Origin of the sequence: Marinobacter qingdaonensis, assembly GCF_034555935.1 — a bacterium.
Classification (GTDB): Bacteria; Pseudomonadota; Gammaproteobacteria; order Pseudomonadales; family Oleiphilaceae; genus Marinobacter; species Marinobacter qingdaonensis.
In genome coordinates, this window is sequence record NZ_JAYDCJ010000001.1 from 374160 (window position 1) to 391225 (window position 17066).

The following is a 17066-nucleotide window of genomic DNA, read 5'->3' on the forward strand; positions in this document are numbered from 1 at the left end:
GGAGCCCCCATGTCTGCGTTTTTCGAAGTATCCAGCCTGGGTGTCAGCATTGGCGACACCACCATCATTAAGGACATCAATCTGGCGTTTCGGGAGGGCGAGGTCACCGCCCTGCTCGGCCACAACGGCTCCGGCAAATCGACCCTGCTCAAGGCCCTGGCCCGCCAGCTGGCGCCGGCCCGGGGCGAGATTCGCCTGCTTGGCCAGTGCGGCCGCAAAACCGACCAGCGGGAATTCGCCCGCACCGTCGGTTACCTGCCCCAACACCCACCCGGCACCGATGGCCTGACCGTGCGCGAGCTGGTGGCCCTAGGGCGCTACCCCTGGCGCGGGCCACTGGGCCGCTACACCGCCGAGGATGACCGGCTGATCGACCAGGCCATTGCCGATACCGGCCTCACCCCGTTCCGGCACCGCTCGGTGGATACCCTGTCCGGCGGCGAGCGCCAGCGGGCCTGGATCGCCATGCTGCTGGCCCAGCAGACCCGCTGCCTGCTGTTGGACGAACCCATCTCGGCCCTGGATGTGAAGCATCAGGTTGATACCCTGCGCCTAGTGCATCGCCTGGCCCAAGAACGGGACCTGACCGTGGTGGTGGTGCTGCACGATGTCGACCTGGCGGCGCGCTTCTGCGATCGCCTGGTGGCCCTGCGCGGCGGCCAGTTGATTGCCGACGGCAGCCCCCGGGAGATCATGAACAGCGGTACCCTGGAGACCATCTACGGCGTGCCCATGGGAGTCATGGAGCGGGCCCCGGGCCAGTGGGTGTCCTATGTCCACTAGCCCGGTATGCCGGGCGCTGGCCGCGCTCTGGCTGTGCCTGCTGTCCACGGTGGCCCTGTCCCAGACCTGGCCGCACGAGCAAGGCCAACTGACCCTCGATAAAACACCCGGACGCGTCGTCACCCTGAACTGGGCCGCCACCGAAGCCCTGCTGTTGCTGGGCGTTACCCCGGTGGGGGTGGCCGACAAGTCGGGCTACGCCACCTGGGTTCGGGAGCCGGCATTACCCGACCAGGTGCCGAACGTCGGCACCCGGGTTGCCCCCAGCCTGGAGGCCATCGCCGAACTCAAACCGGACCTGATCGTCACCAGCTCGGAAATGGCGCCGGCCGCAGACCTGCTGCAGCAGATCGCACCGACCTACGTGATCAGCGTGTACAAGCAGGGTGTCGAGCCTTTCGAGCGGGCCAAGACCATGCTGCTCACCCTGGGCGACATGTTCGACCGCGAGGACCGCGCTGAGGCGATACTGGCCGACATCGACGCCACACTGGCCGAACAGCGCCGCCGCCTGGCCGCCCACGGCGCCGATCAGTGCCCGGTGGCCCTGGTGAGCTTTATGGACGACCGCCACGTGCGCATTTTCGCGCCCAACGGCCTGTACCAGACCGCCCTCGACGGCCTCGGTCTAAAGAACCTCTGGCCCAAGGAAGGCAACTACTGGGGCTTTTCCACCGTTGGCCTGGAGGCAATCGCGCCCTACCCGAGCGGCCGCATCGTGGTGCTGGAGCCCACGGTAACGGGGCTGTCGGAGAACCTGGCCGACAGTCCGTTCTGGACTTATCTGCCGGCGGTGCAGCGCAATCAGGTGTACCAGATTGAACCGGTCTGGCCCTTTGGCGCGGTGTTCCCGGTCAAGAGGCTGGCAATCCTGCTGACTGATGCACTGATTGCGGGAGGCGCCGACAATGTACGCTGACGCCCAAAGAGCCCCGACTTCGCCCCGGCTGCCCGGCCGCCTGCCCCTGACCGCCGTATTGCTCTGGCTCTGCGCCCTGGCCGCCAGCGCCGCCCCCTGGCTGATGACCCTGGACCCGTTAGCGGTGGTGTCGGTGTTCTGGTCCTACGACGGTAGCAATTACACCTCGGTACTGGCCCATTTCAGCTGGGCACCCCGGGTCTCCATCGCCCTGCTCATCGGCTGCGGCCTGGGCCTGGCCGGCGCCGTCACCCAGCAGGTGCTGAGTAACCCCCTGGCCTCGCCGACCACCCTGGGGGTGGAGGCCGGCGGCCAGTTCGGGGTCACCGTGGCCACGCTCTTCGCCCCCGCCCTGCTGGCGTTCAGTCAGGATCTGGTGGCCGTGGCCGGCGGCCTGCTGGCGATCGGCATGGTCATCGCCCTGACCTGGCGCCTGGGCTTCTCGCCGGTGACCGTCATCCTTGCCGGCCTGGTGATCACCTTCTTCATGGGTGCCCTGAACATGGGGTTCATGCTCCTGAAGGGCGAATGGCTGGGCAACCTGTTTATCTGGGGCGCCGGCTCCCTGGTGCAGAATAGCTGGCAGCCGTTCATGGATCTGTGGCCGCGCATTCTGGTGCTGGGCGCCGCCCTCATATTACTGATGCGGCCCCTGCAATTGCTGCAGCTGGGACAGGCGTCCGCTAGCTCCCTGGGTGCCCGGGTCGGTTTGCTGCGGGCGCTGGCACTGGTACTGGTGGTGCTGATGAGCGCCACCGTGGTCAGCCGGGTGGGCGTGGTCGCCTTCGTGGGCCTGGCGGCGCCGGTGCTGGCGCGCCTGCTGGGCGCGAGAACGCTGAAGCAGCGCCTGCTGTGGAGTACCCTGCTCGGCGGCGGCCTGCTGTTGCTGGCCGACACCCTTGCCCATTGGGCGTCCACCTGGGGTGACGGCTCGCTGGTTCCGACCGGGACCACCACGGCGTTGATTGGCGGGCCGATCATCCTGCTGGCGCTGCAGGGCTTCAAAAACACCCACCACATGCCCGGCCAGGACGCCAACCCCGGTGCCTTCTTGCCCAAACGCCGCTCCCCACTGATTATCGGTTCGGTGTTGCTGGTGCTGTTGCTGGCGACCTTCCTGGTCTCCATGGGGTGGTCCCCGGGCCTGCAGCAATGGAGCTGGACCCCGGTGGCAGACTGGAGCGAGGCCTGGGTCTGGCGCGGGCCCCGGTTGTTGGCCGCGATTCTGGCCGGGGTCTGCCTGGGCCTGGCCGGCTGCCTGATCCAGCGCATGACCGGCAATGTCATGGCCAGCCCGGAGCTGCTCGGGATCAGCGGCGGTGCCGCCCTGGTCATGGTACTGATCGTGTTGACCGGCACCGAGATCGGCCGGGTCGGACAACTGGCCGCGGCCACCCTCGGCGCGGCCGGCGCGCTGGGCCTGCTGATCCTGCTGGCCCGGCGTCACCGCTTTGCCGGCAACCAGTTGCTGCTGGGCGGCCTGGCCCTGTACGTGTTCATGGATTCCGGGCTGCGGCTGGTGATGGCCTCGGGCGGCACCGTCGCCGCCAAGCTGCTGAACTGGATGTACGGCGCCACCTGGCTGGTGTCCGAAACCGAGGCTCTGGGCCTGCTCGCCCTGACCCTGGTAATTTGCGCCGGATTGCTGGCTACCCTCCGGCCCCTGACCCTGCTGGCGCTGGGCGACACTTCCGCCTCGTCCCTGGGGCTGCCGGTCGGCCGCGCCCGGCTCGGCCTGCTGCTGCTGGCCGCGGTGCTGACCGCCGCCGCCACGGTGGTGATCGGCCCGCTCAGTTTCGTGGGTCTGATTGCCCCACACCTGGCCCGGGTCCTGGGTCAGCAGACCGTGGGTCGGCAGATGCTGGTATCGGCCCTGGCCGGCGGCCTGCTGCTGGCGTTGGCCGATTACCTGGCCCGAACCCTAATCTTCCCGTCCCAGTTGCCGGCCGGCCTGCTGGCCGCCCTGGTCGGCGGCATCTACTTCCTGTGGGGGCTGAGCCGTCATGGTCGTGGCTGAGTACAAGGGATTCGATTGCTTGGCCGGCTACGACCGACTGCTCAGGGCGTCGAACCTGGACCCGCTGACGGTGCTGTCCGCCGCCGTGCCCGCGAACGAGACCGACCGCCCGGTACGCCTGTCCCTGGCCGAGGCCCTGGCGGAACCCGATCGGCTGCGTCAGCGGCTGGTTCAGGAGTATCCGCACACCACAGAGCCCCGGCTGCAACGCGCCGGCCTCTCGGTTCTGCACCAGGATCTCGCGCTGTCTGCGATCGCACCGCTAACCTTGCGGCTGTTTCGGGACGGCTGCACCCACCTGCCGGACCCCTCGCGGATTTTTCTGACACCGCCCTCCAACGCCAACGCACCCTCGCGCTGGCTGCATTTGCCAGCGGGCAACACCGTGGGGGTCGATGAATTTGTCGCGGAGACGACCGGGCTGTTGAACAGCTGGTATCCGGTGTTTCGGAAATCCCTGGGGGTCAGCCCCGGGGCGTACTGGAGCAGCGTTGCCCTGGCGCTGGCCGCGCCTTTCTCAGCGGTCTGGAACCTGGCCGAACCGCCATCGGTCTGCACACTTGCCCAGGCCTGGCTGGAACAGTTTGACTGCGACAGCCATCGCTACGTGGACTGGATTCCAGCGACCTTCAATGGCCAACAATGCGCCATTCCCCAGCGGCGGGGTTGTTGCCTGAAATACCTGTTGCCGGAAGGGGGCTACTGCGGAACCTGCGGCATCTACCGCAAGGCACGGATGAACGCCGCCTGCCGCCCTAGCCGAGGCCAAGGGCCAGAGCAGTGGCAACCAGGGCAATAGTCAGCCCGGCCACGGCGGCAATCTTCAAGCCTTCGATCATTTCCTGTTCCGGCGTCATGGCGTCAACTCCTTGTCCACGTGATGACTGGGTTGCTGACCCATATGTTAATGCGAATCACTTTTATTTAAAACAAAAAATTGACTGCCGGGAAGCGGCGCCCGCTGGAACCGGCCCGGACCCGGCAGCCTGTTCCGCCAGATGCTATTCTGAGAAAGCCTCAGGCACGGGAATTCGCGATCCGTTTCTCTCCACCTATTTGCACCCGGGAGGTTCCAATGCGCCTGTTCATGCACCTGGCGATGGCCGGCTTGATGGTCATCGCCACCCTTCCCGCCCAGGGCCAAACCTTTTCATCCAAGGCGGTCCAGTTTCGGCTGGAACCCGTGGCCCAGGGGCTTGAGCACCCCTGGGGACTGGCATTCCTGCCGGACGGCAACCTGCTGGTGACCGAGCGAGCGGGCCGGCTCCGGATTGTTCGGGACGGCACACTGGACCCGGAGCCGGTACCCGGGGTCCCGGATCTGGTGGTCTCCGGCCAGGGCGGTTTGCTCGAGGTGTTGCTGCACCCCGAATTCACCGCCAACCGCACGCTCTTTCTGAGCTATTCCCACCGGAACGGTGCCGGGATGACCACCCGGGTGGCGAAGGCCAAATTCATCGAGGACCGCCTGACCGACGTTTCAGTGATTTTTGAGGCCGAGCCCCGTTCCAGCAAAACCCGGCATTTCGCCGGGCGCATGGCCTTTGATGGCGAGGGGTACCTGTACATTGCGGTGGGCGACCGGGGCGAAATGGACCGGGCCCAGGACACCGGCGACGATGCAGGCGGCGTGCACCGGATCACCGTGGACGGTGAGCCGGCACCGGGAAACCCGGGCCTGGACGATCCGCGCATCCAGGACACCTTTTACACCTGGGGTAACCGCAACATCCAGGGTATGACCGTGCACCCGGAATCCGGCGCCATCTGGACCCATGAGCACGGCCCCCGGGGCGGTGACGAGGTCAACATCCTGCAGGCAGGGACCAACTACGGCTGGCCCGAGATCACCTACGGCATCGATTACTCCGGCCTGCCCATCACCATGGACACGGAAAAGGAAGGCATGGCCCAGCCACTGCATTACTGGGACCCATCGATCGCGCCTTCGGGCATGGCGTTTTATGACGGCTCACTGATACCGGAATGGCGAGGCGACCTGTTTGTCGGCGCCCTCAAGATGCGCAAGCTGGTCCGGCTGCGCATTGCCGATGGCGAGGTTCAGGACGAGGAGGATCTGTTGACCGACCTGGGCGAGCGGCTCCGGGACGTACGGATGGGGCCGGACGGAGCCCTGTGGCTCCTGACCGACCACGCGCGAGGCAATCTCTACCGGCTGGTTCCGGCTCAGTGAGGGTCGTTGGTTCGCTCGGTTTTCTCGAACTGGGGCAGGTCGTCGGTGATGGTGAACCAGTCCGATTTTGAGCCGACATACACGTGCTGTGCCGGGCCTTTGCCGAGGGGTTCGTTGAGGCTGCCCACCCGCAGCCGGAGGATGCCGGGAATGGCATCGACCCGGCTGTAGAGCTGGCTGCCGCACCGGCGGCAAAACGCCCGATACTTGCCGGGACGGGACTCGAATTCGTTGACCTGCTCCTCACCGGAGAGGAACCGGAACCGAATCTTCTGGACCGGAGCGCTGGCCGAGAAGGCGCTGCCGTGGGCGCGACGACACTGACTGCAGTGGCACAGGGCAACCGGACCCAGCGGACCGTCGTATTCATAGGTGATGTCGCCGCACAGGCACTGGCCGGTATACATAGGTAGGGCTCTCATTACAGGTGGAACGTAACACCGCTGATGATAACTGCGGGCCACTTGAAGAACCAGCGCGCCGGCACCATCTTACAAACACACATCTCCACCAGGAGGACCGTATGTCATTCAGCACACTTCCGAACATCGGCATGGGAACCTTTCGATTGAAAGGCAATGACGCGCGCGAAGCGGTCAAAAGCGCCCTGTCGCTCGGGTACCGTCACATCGACACAGCCCAGATGTATGATAACGAGGCGGAAGTGGGCGACGGCATTACCTCCAGCGGCATTCCCCGCCGGGAGATCTTTCTGACCACCAAGGTGTGGCAAGACCAGCTGCACGCCGATGACCTGATCCACAGCCTGCACGACAGCCTGGCCCGGCTGAAAACCGACCACGTGGATCTGGCCCTGATCCACTGGCCTTCGCCTGACGACGAAGTGCCCATGGCCGAATACCTGGGCGCGCTGCGGGATGCCCAGCGTGAAGGTCTGGCCAAGCACATCGGCATTTCCAACTTCACCTGCGCGCAAATGGACCAGGCCGTCAAAATCCTGGGTCAGGACGCCATCCTGACCAACCAGGTGGAGGTGCACCCGTTCCTGGCCAACCGCAAGGTGGTGGAGCACGCCCAGAAACTGGGCATCACCGTGACCGGCTACATGCCACTGGCGGTGGGCAAGGTCATGGAGGATGACACCCTGCAACAGATCGGCCAGGCCCATAACGCCACACCGGCGCAGATTGCCATCGCCTGGGTCGCCGCACGGGGCGTGGTGCCGATTCCCTCGTCCACGCGACCGACGCACCAGAAAGCCAATCTGGATGCGCTGAACATCCGGCTCAGTGATGAGGAAATTCGCGCGATCGATCAGTTGGATCGGGGCGAGCGGATTGCCGACCCGGATTTCGCGCCCGCCTGGGACTGATCCACAGCCCAAGCACCGCGAGGACCAGTGCGGCCACGGGAAACAGCAGCAACCAGTAGGTGTGCAGCGTTCCATAGGTGGCCGCGCTGAAGACCAGCCAAATCGCCGGCACGGGCATCAGAAGCCAACGCGCCGGGCCCGAAAACACACCCAGTAACAGCGCACTGGCGGCCACGGTGGTATCCGGCACCAGCCCGAACAACGCCAGCGCCATGCCCTGCCCCGACTGCAGCACCGCAACCCAGGGTAACAACACCACTGCGCCCAGCCAGGGAAGTCCAAACCTGATCACCGACCTGTGATCCAGCGGGTCGTTGTCACCGCCGCCGGCCAGCAGGGCGAGCCCCACCCCCTGGGCGACAAACGCCCAGCCAAGGAGCTCGGCGGGCCAATTGATCGGGCCGAAATACTGCACCAGAAAACCATAGCCGCTACCGACCCAGGCCGCCGCCACCAACCATAGCGCCAACCGGCGACATCCCGGACGGGGATGACACAGCAGCCAAGGTATCGCCAGGGTCAAAACCAGCAGTAACGGGTGCCAGGGCCAGAGCGCGTGATTGATCCTGACGTACAGCCGCAGGAACACGTCCGGGCCGAACATGATGAAATCCTGCAGGGAATAGCTGAGCCAGTCGGCACCGCTCACAACGACCTCACGTAGGCCAGCATCCGCTCCCGCTGGGACCGATCAGGCAGCTGCCCGTACAGGGCGGCCATGTTCTCCTGCATGTGGGCTACCTGGGACGTCGCGGGGATGGCGCAGGTCACCGCCGGATGTCCGAGCACGAACTTCAGGAAAAACGCGGCCCAGGTCCGGACACCGAACTCCTCGGCCCACGTCGGCAGCGGCCGGGACTGGAGCCGACGGAACAGGGCGCCGCCCTGAAACGGCCGGTTCACGATCACCGCGATGCCCCGCTCCTGGGCCAGGGGCAGCAGGCGTTCCTCGGCCTCGCGGTCGAACAGGTTGTAGGTCAATTGCACAAAATCGAGCGGCTCGGAAGCCATGATGCGGGCCAACTCGCCATGGCGGCGGCCGTGGGACGTCGTGATCCCCAGGTAGCGGAGTTCGCCCCGGGCCTTCATCGCCTTGAGGCTGTCCAGGTGGCCGGGCCAGCCCAGCAGATTGTGCACTTGCAGCAGATCAAAGCGTCGGACGCCCCATTTCTGGCGAGAAGCTTCGGCCTGGCGTTCGGTCGCCGACTCGTCACTGGTCCAGATCTTGGTGGCGGCAAACACCCGGTCCCGGGCATCCAGGGTTCGCAGGGCCTCGCCCAACACCTCGGCCGAGGATCCGTACATGGGCGAACAGTCCACCAGGGTGCCACCGGCCGCGAGGAAGGTTTCAAGAACGCGGGTGCGCTGCTCGACCAGATAGGCGTCGCCGCCCACGTTGAAGGTGATCCAGGTGCCCATGCCAATGGCCGGCAAGGCTTCACCGGTCGACGGTATGACCCGGGTGATCGGAGCGCCGCTCGCGGTCCCGGCGGCATCGGCGAACACCCACGGCGCCCTTACCACCAGCCCCGAGAGACCGGCGCCCATCAGAAAGCGCCGGCGACTGAACCCCTGTGCCATGTCCGCCCCCCTTTACCTGCCCTTACCTGCCCTTACCTGCCCTTGCCCGTTCCACGGTAGCGTCGCACAGAGCGATCCTTAACGGGAATAGCCGCCCCGGTGCACCTGAACGTATGTACGCGGCCGCCGGAAAAAGGATGACCGGCAGGCTCGGGGCGCAGCAACTGGTCAGGCCGGCCGATCAGCGGGCGTACTCGGTCTCCAGGTAGCCCAGAATGCGGGCGGACTCGAACAGCCCCTTGCCGGTGTTCGGATCCTCCAGGTACGGCACCTGAACACGATTGTGTTGCTGGAAGAACGCATCCCGCTTGCCACCGGCAATGGGCGCGTAACGGCCGGGCTTGAGACGCTGAAAGGCCGGGCCGATTTCGGTCCAGTGCTCCTTGCCGAGGTTATGCAAACGGTAGGGGATTTCCAGTTCGCACAGTTTCTCGCGCACCAGGCGGGAAAAGGGACTGCCTTCGAAGCTCCACAGGTGCAGTGGCTGCTCCGGCTGCCTGCCGGCGTCGGCCCGCAGACCCCGCAGGGCACTGGCCGCCGAGGCCAGGGAGCCCAACGCGGACTGCCAAGGCTTGTCCTGATAAAGCCGGGGCACGGAGCGCTGGCCATACTCGCGGAACAGGTACGCAACAATCGCGGCGGACTCGTACATGACCGTGTCGGTGTTCCGGTCTACCAGCAAAGGGAACTGTTGCTTGCCGCCCAGGGCTTCCGCCTCGGCCCGGAAAACGCGGCCGCCCTTCGGGCAGGGCCGGATATCCACGTCCAGGTGCAGCGCACTCAGGGCTTCACGCACCTTGCGACAAAACGGGCAGGCCTCCATGTCGTACAGGGTCAGGGGCTGTTCCGGCTGGGCGGCGGGCTTGACCACCATGCAGCCGCGCCAGCCCGATAGGGACGAGGTGGCCAGCGAACCAAAGACGTTAACGGTGTGGACCAGGGGATTGGGCATATCGGAACCTTGTTGTGACTGTGCCTGCATTATCAGGCTATTAGCGGTTTTTCCATTGGCCAGGACGTCGAGCCAGCCGCAATTCAAGGCTAAGCCAATGATTCCGAAGGAGACTTACACGCAGTCACAAAAGTCAATACAAACAATGAGTCTACTGCCATTTTTTAACGTCATGTAGAGCTTTTCTGCATAGTACGCACGGCAAAGATGGGCTATTGTTGAAGAATAAGAAATCTCTAATGGATAGCAGGGTGAAACGGGGTATGCAGCGCGCTTACAGGGCTCCACATCGGCGGTCGGTCCTCAAACGTACAGTCATTGCTGCGGGAACGGCTCTTGCACTTGCGGCCAGCGCCGGTGTGCAGGCGCTGGAAGGCGGCGAGTCCGAGTACTCATCCGCCGGCACCTGGAGCAAACAGGTCCGGGATTACGCCCACAAATCCCTGAACAACGACGACGCCCTGAGCATGGCGGCCATCCCCCTGAACGGCCCGGGCATCGAGCAGTACATCAATGCCGATGAACTGATGAGCCCCGGCTCCATCATGAAGCTGGTCACCACCTTCGCCGCGCTCGAGATCCTGGGCCCGACCCATCATTGGGACACCGATTTCCTGACCGATGGCAAACTGGTCGGCGATACCCTGGAAGGCAACCTGTACGTCCGCTTTGGCGGCGACCCGAAACTGACCCTCGAACGGCTCTGGTCCACCCTGCGTGAACTCCGCGGCATGGGCGTCACCACCATCAACGGCGATCTGGTGCTCGACGGCAGCTACTTCCGGGTGGACGAAGGCTTCCCGCTGTTCGAGGACAACGGCGACAACCCCCACGCGCCCTTCCTGGTGGAGCCGTCGGCCTACCTGAGCAATCTGAATCTGCTGCACTTCCAGGTGCGGGCGGACGAGCGCGGCACCCAGGCCTGGAGCACGCCCAACCTGGCCGAGGTCATGATCGACAATCGGGTTATCGCGACGGCGGAGGGCCCCTGCCCCAGCCGCCGCAACTTCGACTGGGAACCCATCTTCCACGACGACAACCGGGTGACGGTGCGAGTCACCGGCGAATTGCCCCAGGGCTGCCGCACCACCAGCTACCTGTCGCTGCTGCCCCACGACCAGTACAGCGCCTCCCTGATCCGCTCGCTGCTTGAGGAAACCGGCGTCGCTTTGACTGGCAGCCACAGCAAAGGCGTCACCCCGGAAGAGGCCCGGCTGGTGCTGAAGACCACATCACCCGACCTGGTCACCATGGTGCGCGACATCAACAAGTGGAGCAGCAACGTCATGGCGCGCCAGATGCTGCTGACCATTGGCGCCGAAAACCGTCTCGATGGCGAGGACGACGACCGGGTGGCCGGCATCCGGGTGATTTATCAGTGGATGGAGAACAAGGGCATCAACACCGCCGGCATGGTGATCGACAACGGCGCCGGCCTGAGCCGCCACGGCCGCATCACTGCCCGCCAGGGTGCCCGGTTGCTGCAGCACGCCTGGAACAGCCCGTTTGCCGCCGATCTCATGGCCTCGCTGCCGATCATCGCCATGGACGGAACCATGGCCCGCCGCCTGCGCAACACCGGCATGGACGGCAGTGGCCGGATCAAGACCGGCTACCTGGAAGACGTGCGCTCCATAGCCGGCTTCACCCGGGACGAGCACAACACCACCTGGGCCGTGGTTGGCATGGTCAACAACGACCCGGCCTGGAACGGACAGGCGGTACTCGACCGCATCCTCTACTCCCTGCACTACCGGCCACCGACCGGCACGGCGATATCCCGGGCGGAGTCCGGGTCTTCGTCGGAAACCTCGATTCAATAAAAAAGCCCCGGCGGTGCCGGGGCTGCATGAGAAAATTCAACTCTCGCCTTACGGTGATACGAAATCATCCAGCAAGGTGACGGTAGCAACACTCGCCACGTCCTCATTGAGTCGGGCCAGCGCGGTATAAACGCCGCCAGCGGCCAGCGACAGGCTCGGTGATTTGTAAAGCTCGGTAGCTCCATCGTCGGTAGTGATGAAAATGACATAGTCGTCAGCCGCCACGCTGACGTAGCCGGAGGATTGGCCATACTGGAAATCATCCAGGGCCGGAACCGAATTACCGATCAGCGTCGCACCCGCGCCACCCGCTGCGGTCGGTATCAGGAACACATCAACACTCTGGGCCTCGACCGCGCCGTGCAGAACGCGCAGCTTGGCTTCGGTCGCAACACGTCGATTGTCGTCGGTAAAGGCAAACAGATCGAGCCCGTCGGCCAGCACCCCGGCCGCAACCAAGGTTCTAAGATCGCCATTGGCCAGCTCCAGGGTTTCGTCGATGACCGCTGTACTGGTATCGCCGGCGGCCGTGATCGCCACCCGGTTCGCACCGGTGGCCAGTTCGACGTAGGCCCCAGTGGTCGCGCTGGCCGGCACGGTCTCACCGAACGCCACGGCTCCGGCGGCAGGAGAGCCGTCGGGATCTTCATTGACGTAGATATCCACGTCCGGTGTCGGGGCTGACGAATTGTGCGCTGCCCGTATACCGACTCCGGTGTTTACATCCAGGAGCTCGGCGGTGTCGGCCCCGTCCAGCACCAACAAACTGACCGGAGAGTCACCGAATACGGTGTTATCCACCGCCCCAATCAGCAAATCCGCGCCGGCGGCCAGTGCCACACTGCCGCTGTCATAAACCACGGTATCCGAACCGGCCGGCGTTACCCGAATCTGATAGTCGCCCGCGGGCACTTCCAGGGGGCCAACGCTTTCCTTGAAGGCAAAGGTGAAGGTGGCCTCAGCGGGCAAGGCATCGCCCGCAGCCGTCACGTACACATCCACCGGACCTGCGGCGGCCGCCTGGGCATCGGGCGACAGGTGCGCAACCCGCAGGCGCACGGACGACGCCGAATCCCGACTGCCATCGTCGGACAGAATCAGCGGTTCAATGGTGCTGTCCCCCACCTTGCCCAGGGCAATGACATCGTAACTGGTGTCGAAACGGAACGAGGTGTCCGCCTCAATGACCGTGGCGGTGTCCCCGCCAGGCAAAACACCATCGATGGCGAGGCTGGCATTGCCGGCTCTGGGCGTGAGTACAGCGGCCTGTTTGAAGTCCGCGCCCGACACGACCGTGTTGCTGTTTACACGCACATTGACCGCCGGCGCGTCCGAGGAGGCGTGGATTACCCGGACACTGGAGTTCCGTTTATCGTCGTCATCGTCGAAGCAGCCGGTCAGCACCAGGCTGCCGGCCACCACCAGGGGTATGGAGAATTTGATGTTCATCGTCACTGTTCCTCGAAGGCTGAGGTTGGCTACCCACAGCAAGTCGTTAGAGACTTCACTAGTTGCAGAGCTGACACGCTTGCAAAATTTTTCTACGGGGGCCCAAACAGTTCGGATTTACATTATTTGACATTTCGGCGCACGGGTGTGCACCGACGTCAGGACTCGAATCGGCGCAGGGCCAGATCCGTCAATTTGCCGGCCACGGGCGCGATGAAGGTGACCAGGGGAAAGGCGACGACCCAGGCCACCAGAAACGCCGCAGCCCAGCGGGCCGGGTAACCGGCATCAACACCGGTGTTGATCAGTGTAATGACACCGGACATCAGGAAGGACATGATGCCTGACATGAAAAAACCGAAAACAAGCTGCCGGACTCGCGCCGGCTTGAGCTTGGACATGACACCTCCCGCTCGCGCCATCTGAACTATAATCGCCCCATGCGAAGACCATGGAACAGTCATCCGAATTCGATCCGATTACGCATAGTAATAAGCTTGCGATCTTTTTGCGAGAACCCCTCGCCAAACACCGGGTGTCAGCAATGAACCGAACCCATCCCCGACAACGACTCACCTGGCTTGCCCTGCTCGCCATCGGCCTGATGATGATCTCCGCGTGCAGCTCCACGCGCATGGCCTACCGCTATGCCGACTGGGGCATCGTCTGGTGGGTCGAGGATTACCTTACCCTGACCGACGCCCAGAAAACCGAACTGAACCGCAGCCTGGACGAACTGCGGGCATGGCACTGCGCATCGGAGTTGCCGCGTTACCAGGCGTGGCTCGACACCCTCCAGGACGACGTGCGCGCACGGGAATTCTCCCCGGCCACCCTCGCTCATCACCAGCAACGGCTGTTCGGATTTTTCCCGCCCCTGATGAACCAGATCACCCCCATTGCCACTCGCCTGCTCGCCAGCCTGTCCGATGCCCAGGTCAGCGAACTGGAACAAAACATGAGGCAGCGACAGCAGGACCTGGCAGACGAATACCTTGAGGGTGATACCGAAGACCGGATAGCGGCCCGGGCCGAACGTACCCGGGAACGGACAGAGCGATGGCTGGGTGAGCTGAATGCGCAGCAACGGGCGCTGATTGCCGAGTGGTCCGAGCAGCGCGGACGTCAGACCGAAATCTGGCTGCAGGGGCGCCAGCAGTGGCAAGACGCCCTGCTCGCGGCCCTCGAACACCGGCACCAGCCGGGCTTCGCCAACCAGGTCGAGTCACTGATTCTGGACGCGGAGCGGTTCCGGGGAGAGGACTACCGGGAGATGATGGCCGACAGCCGCGCGGCGCTGAACGCCTTGATGCATGAACTGATGATGGCAAGCGATGCGATCCAGGTTGCCCACCTGGCCGACCGCGCCGCCGAGCTGAACCGCGACTTTGAGGCCCTGACCTGTCACGGCGGCGCCAAAGTCGCGAATGCGATGGACGATCAGACCGTCAGGTAACCGCCATCGGCGTTGATGCAGGCGCCCGTGGTGTAGCTCGACGCACCGGATACCAGGTACAGCACGGTACCGGCCATTTCGTCGGGGTCGGCCACCCGCTTCATGGGGATGTGGGCCATGGCCTGTTTCTTGATGGCTTCGTTGGTGGTCAGGGCACTGGCGAACTTGGTGTCGGTCAGGCCCGGCAGGAGCGCATTCACCCGGATGTTCTGCTGGCCCAGCTCCATGGCGAAGGATTTGGTCATGGAAATGACCGCCGCCTTGGTGATCGAGTAGATGCCCTGGAAATGGCCGGGGTTCACGCCATTCACCGACGCCACGTTGACGATGGCGCCGCCACCGGCTTTCTTCATCATCTGCGCACCGCGGGCACACATAAAGAAATAACCCCGGATGTTCACATCCACGGTCTTGTTGAAGGCGCCCAGATCGGTGTCTTCAATCGGGCCAAAATAAGGGTTGGCCGCGGCGTTGTTGACCAGAATATCGAGCTTGCCATGGGCCTTCTCGATGTGACCCCAGACGGCGTCGATCTGTTCCATATCACCGATGTGACAGGCGTGCGCTTCGGCGCTGCCACCGCTCTCCCGAATGCTACTGGCCACTGCCTCGCAGCCATCGATCTTGCGGCTGCTGACGATCACGTGGGCGCCATAGTTGGCCAGGGTGCGGGCAATGCTCTCACCGATGCCCCGGCTGGCACCGGTAATCAGGGCTACCTTGCCGGTCAGATCAAACAGATCTTTGTTGCTCATTCGTTCACCTCTTGCTTAGCGGAAAGTCACTCTTGGCGGAAAGCCACTTTTAGCGGAAAGTCACCAGACCCGGCTCTTCGGCTTCCAGGTGACTGTAATTGTTGAACACCGCGAGACTGCGCCGGGCTCCTGAATAAAGCACCCGACTCACGCTGGTGTTGGCGATCACCTCATTCAGCGCCAGGGCCCGGGCGTCATCCAGACCCAGCAGTTGCTGACAGATCACGGAAATCGGACCACCGGAGGTGGCGACCAACACGTCACCACCATCGGCGTAGTCGATCATCTCGGCAAACGCCGACAGGACCCGGGTCTGGAACTGCGGCCAGGTTTCCGCGTAGTCCTGATCATGCTCACCGGAGGCCCAGCGCCGAACCGCCTGCACAAATGCTTCCTGGAACGCCCGCGCCGGCTTGGGAAAAGCCTTGAGATTCCGGGCCATGACGGCCCGGTCGGCCCACTCGGGCCGAAGCCGGTTCACCACCTCGGTGTGGTCAAATTCATTGAATCCCGCCGACACCTGCATGTCCGGCAGCTGACTGCCAAAGCCCGTGGCGATGGCTTCCACCGTCTCCCGATGCCGTTCGAGATCGCCACCAAACACCGCCTGGGGCCGGACCTTGCCGGTCAACCAGCGGCCCAGCACCCGGCCCTGTTCCCAACCGGTGGGTGAAAGCTGGTCGTAATTGGCTTTACCAAAACTGGCCTGGCCGTGGCGGATCAGATAGATGGTGGCCATTACAGGGCACTCTCGGCGATCAGCCGCTGACAGCGCTTCTCCAGGTAGTTGGCGGCGTGGCCAAAGGCGGCAAAGCGCTGGTCCTTGGTCTGCCCGTGGTAGTAGCGGTAGTAGATCTGCTGGATGATCACCGCCAACCGGAACAGCCCGTAGATCTCGTAAAAATCGAAGTTATCGACCCGGAACCCGGACTTCTCCATGTAGTACTCCACCACTTCCTTGCGGGTCAGCATGCCCGGCCGGTGGGTGGGCTGACGGCGCAGCATCTGGAACGGACCTTCGTCGTCGGCCTCGATCCAGTAGGCCAGGCTGTTGCCCAGATCCATCAAGGGGTCGCCGATGGTGGCCATCTCCCAGTCCAAAACCCCGACCACCTCAAACGGGTTGTCCGGGTTCAGCACCACGTTGTCGAACCGGTAGTCGTTGTGGATGACCACCTGGGCGATGTCGTCCGGCATCTCATCGTTAAGCCAGGCCATCACCTCTTCAAAATCACCGACATCCTCAGTGCGGGCCTTGCGGAAGCGGTCGCTCCAGCCGCCGATCTGGCGCTGCACGTAACCCGCACCCTTGCCCAGCTTGTCCAGACCGGCCGCCGGCGCATCCACCCGGTGCAGATCCACCAGCTTGTCGATCACGTTCAGGCACAGCTTGCGTGTATCCGCCTCGCTGAGCTCAAAACCGTCGGGGAAATCCTGGCGCAGGATGATGCCCTTCAGGCGCTCCATCACATAGAAGTCGCAACCCAGCACCTCATGGTCGTCGCAGATGGCGATGATGTTGGGCACGTAGGGATAGACCGGCTTCAGCGCCTGCATCACCTTGGCTTCCCGCAGCATGTCGTGGGCGGACTTGGCGATCTTGCCAAACGGCGGCCGACGCAGCACGAAGGAACGGTCGCCATAGTCCACCTGGTAGGTCAGGTTGGAGGCACCGCCCGGGTACTGGCGGATCTCCGGCTCACCGCTGAGATCGGGAATCGCCTGCTTCATGAACCGGTCGACCGCGGCCGCGTCCAGCTCCTCGCCCTCGCGGACATCCTTTGCCTGATCAATCTGGGTCATT

General features: G+C 64.1%; 17 protein-coding genes. 8 read left to right on the forward strand and 9 right to left on the reverse strand.

Features of this window, described 5'->3' with window-relative positions; all coding sequences use genetic code 11:
• Positions 1-9: 9 nt before the first annotated feature.
• The 5 genes from U5822_RS01725 (at position 10) to U5822_RS01745 (ending at position 5913) form a co-directional block, all read left to right on the forward strand.
• The gene (locus tag U5822_RS01725) at positions 10-783 is read left to right on the forward strand and encodes an ABC transporter ATP-binding protein (protein WP_322853894.1); all 774 of its coding nucleotides are present in this window, start codon (positions 10-12) and stop codon (positions 781-783) included.
• The gene (locus U5822_RS01730; protein ID WP_322853895.1) at positions 773-1702 is read left to right on the forward strand and encodes an ABC transporter substrate-binding protein; all 930 of its coding nucleotides are present in this window, start codon (positions 773-775) and stop codon (positions 1700-1702) included. Before U5822_RS01725 ends, U5822_RS01730 begins: the two co-directional genes overlap by 11 nt.
• Positions 1692-3719 (forward strand): Fe(3+)-hydroxamate ABC transporter permease FhuB, encoded by a 2028-nt coding sequence (gene fhuB / locus U5822_RS01735; protein WP_322853896.1) that lies wholly within the window; start codon positions 1692-1694, stop codon positions 3717-3719. The genes U5822_RS01730 and fhuB overlap by 11 nt, the downstream gene beginning before the upstream one ends.
• A gap of 19 nt (positions 3720-3738) precedes the next feature.
• A complete protein-coding gene (locus U5822_RS01740; protein WP_322853897.1) occupies positions 3739-4518 on the forward strand; it encodes a (2Fe-2S)-binding protein in 780 nt (259 codons plus the stop codon).
• 276 nt (positions 4519-4794) lie between these two features.
• Positions 4795-5913, forward strand: coding sequence for a PQQ-dependent sugar dehydrogenase (locus U5822_RS01745; protein ID WP_322853898.1), 1119 nt, complete (start codon positions 4795-4797; stop codon positions 5911-5913).
• Here U5822_RS01745 and U5822_RS01750 read toward each other — a convergent pair.
• The gene (locus U5822_RS01750; RefSeq protein ID WP_322853899.1) at positions 5907-6320 is read right to left on the reverse strand and encodes a GFA family protein; all 414 of its coding nucleotides are present in this window, start codon (positions 6318-6320) and stop codon (positions 5907-5909) included. The genes U5822_RS01745 and U5822_RS01750 overlap by 7 nt on opposite strands.
• A 116-nt stretch (positions 6321-6436) precedes the next feature.
• Between U5822_RS01750 and dkgB the strand changes: the two genes are divergently transcribed.
• Positions 6437-7246, forward strand: a complete 810-nt coding sequence (dkgB, locus tag U5822_RS01755; RefSeq protein WP_322853900.1) for a 2,5-didehydrogluconate reductase DkgB — start codon at positions 6437-6439, stop codon at positions 7244-7246.
• Here dkgB and U5822_RS01760 read toward each other — a convergent pair.
• The 3 genes from U5822_RS01760 to U5822_RS01770 all read right to left on the reverse strand — a co-directional run bounded on the left by U5822_RS01760 (position 7161) and on the right by U5822_RS01770 (position 9779).
• Positions 7161-7895 (reverse strand): hypothetical protein, encoded by a 735-nt coding sequence (locus U5822_RS01760; RefSeq protein WP_322853901.1) that lies wholly within the window; start codon positions 7893-7895, stop codon positions 7161-7163. The two genes, dkgB and U5822_RS01760, sit on opposite strands and share 86 nt — an antisense overlap.
• The gene (locus U5822_RS01765) at positions 7892-8827 is read right to left on the reverse strand and encodes an aldo/keto reductase (RefSeq protein WP_322853902.1); all 936 of its coding nucleotides are present in this window, start codon (positions 8825-8827) and stop codon (positions 7892-7894) included. Before U5822_RS01765 ends, U5822_RS01760 begins: the two co-directional genes overlap by 4 nt.
• A gap of 181 nt (positions 8828-9008) precedes the next feature.
• Positions 9009-9779: a glutathione S-transferase N-terminal domain-containing protein gene (locus U5822_RS01770; protein WP_322853903.1), complete on the reverse strand. Its 771-nt coding sequence runs from the start codon at positions 9777-9779 to the stop codon at positions 9009-9011.
• A gap of 263 nt (positions 9780-10042) precedes the next feature.
• Here U5822_RS01770 and dacB point away from each other — a divergent pair, with 263 nt between their 5' ends.
• Positions 10043-11602 (forward strand): D-alanyl-D-alanine carboxypeptidase/D-alanyl-D-alanine endopeptidase, encoded by a 1560-nt coding sequence (gene dacB, locus U5822_RS01775; RefSeq protein ID WP_322853904.1) that lies wholly within the window; start codon positions 10043-10045, stop codon positions 11600-11602.
• Between the two features lie 48 nt (positions 11603-11650).
• On the opposite strand, the gene U5822_RS01780 is transcribed toward dacB, so the two are convergent.
• Positions 11651-13051, reverse strand: a complete 1401-nt coding sequence (locus U5822_RS01780) for a DUF4397 domain-containing protein (protein WP_322853905.1) — start codon at positions 13049-13051, stop codon at positions 11651-11653.
• A 158-nt stretch (positions 13052-13209) separates the two neighbouring features.
• Positions 13210-13452, reverse strand: a complete 243-nt coding sequence (locus U5822_RS01785) for a DUF2798 domain-containing protein (protein ID WP_322853906.1) — start codon at positions 13450-13452, stop codon at positions 13210-13212.
• Positions 13453-13595: 143 nt separating this feature from the next.
• Here U5822_RS01785 and U5822_RS01790 point away from each other — a divergent pair, with 143 nt between their 5' ends.
• Complete coding sequence (locus U5822_RS01790) at positions 13596-14507, forward strand: DUF6279 family lipoprotein (protein WP_322853907.1); 912 nt, start codon at positions 13596-13598, stop codon at positions 14505-14507.
• Here U5822_RS01790 and U5822_RS01795 read toward each other — a convergent pair.
• The 3 genes from U5822_RS01795 to U5822_RS01805 are packed head-to-tail and all read right to left on the reverse strand — an operon-like array spanning position 14492 to position 17065.
• Positions 14492-15262, reverse strand: coding sequence for an SDR family oxidoreductase (locus tag U5822_RS01795; protein ID WP_322853908.1), 771 nt, complete (start codon positions 15260-15262; stop codon positions 14492-14494). The two genes, U5822_RS01790 and U5822_RS01795, sit on opposite strands and share 16 nt — an antisense overlap.
• Before the next feature lie 49 nt (positions 15263-15311).
• Complete coding sequence (locus tag U5822_RS01800; RefSeq protein WP_322853909.1) at positions 15312-16001, reverse strand: histidine phosphatase family protein; 690 nt, start codon at positions 15999-16001, stop codon at positions 15312-15314.
• Entirely contained in the window at positions 16001-17065 is a 1065-nt protein-coding gene (locus U5822_RS01805; protein WP_322853910.1) for a phosphotransferase family protein, read from the reverse strand. The genes U5822_RS01800 and U5822_RS01805 overlap by 1 nt, the downstream gene beginning before the upstream one ends.
• Position 17066: the final 1 nt, after the last annotated feature.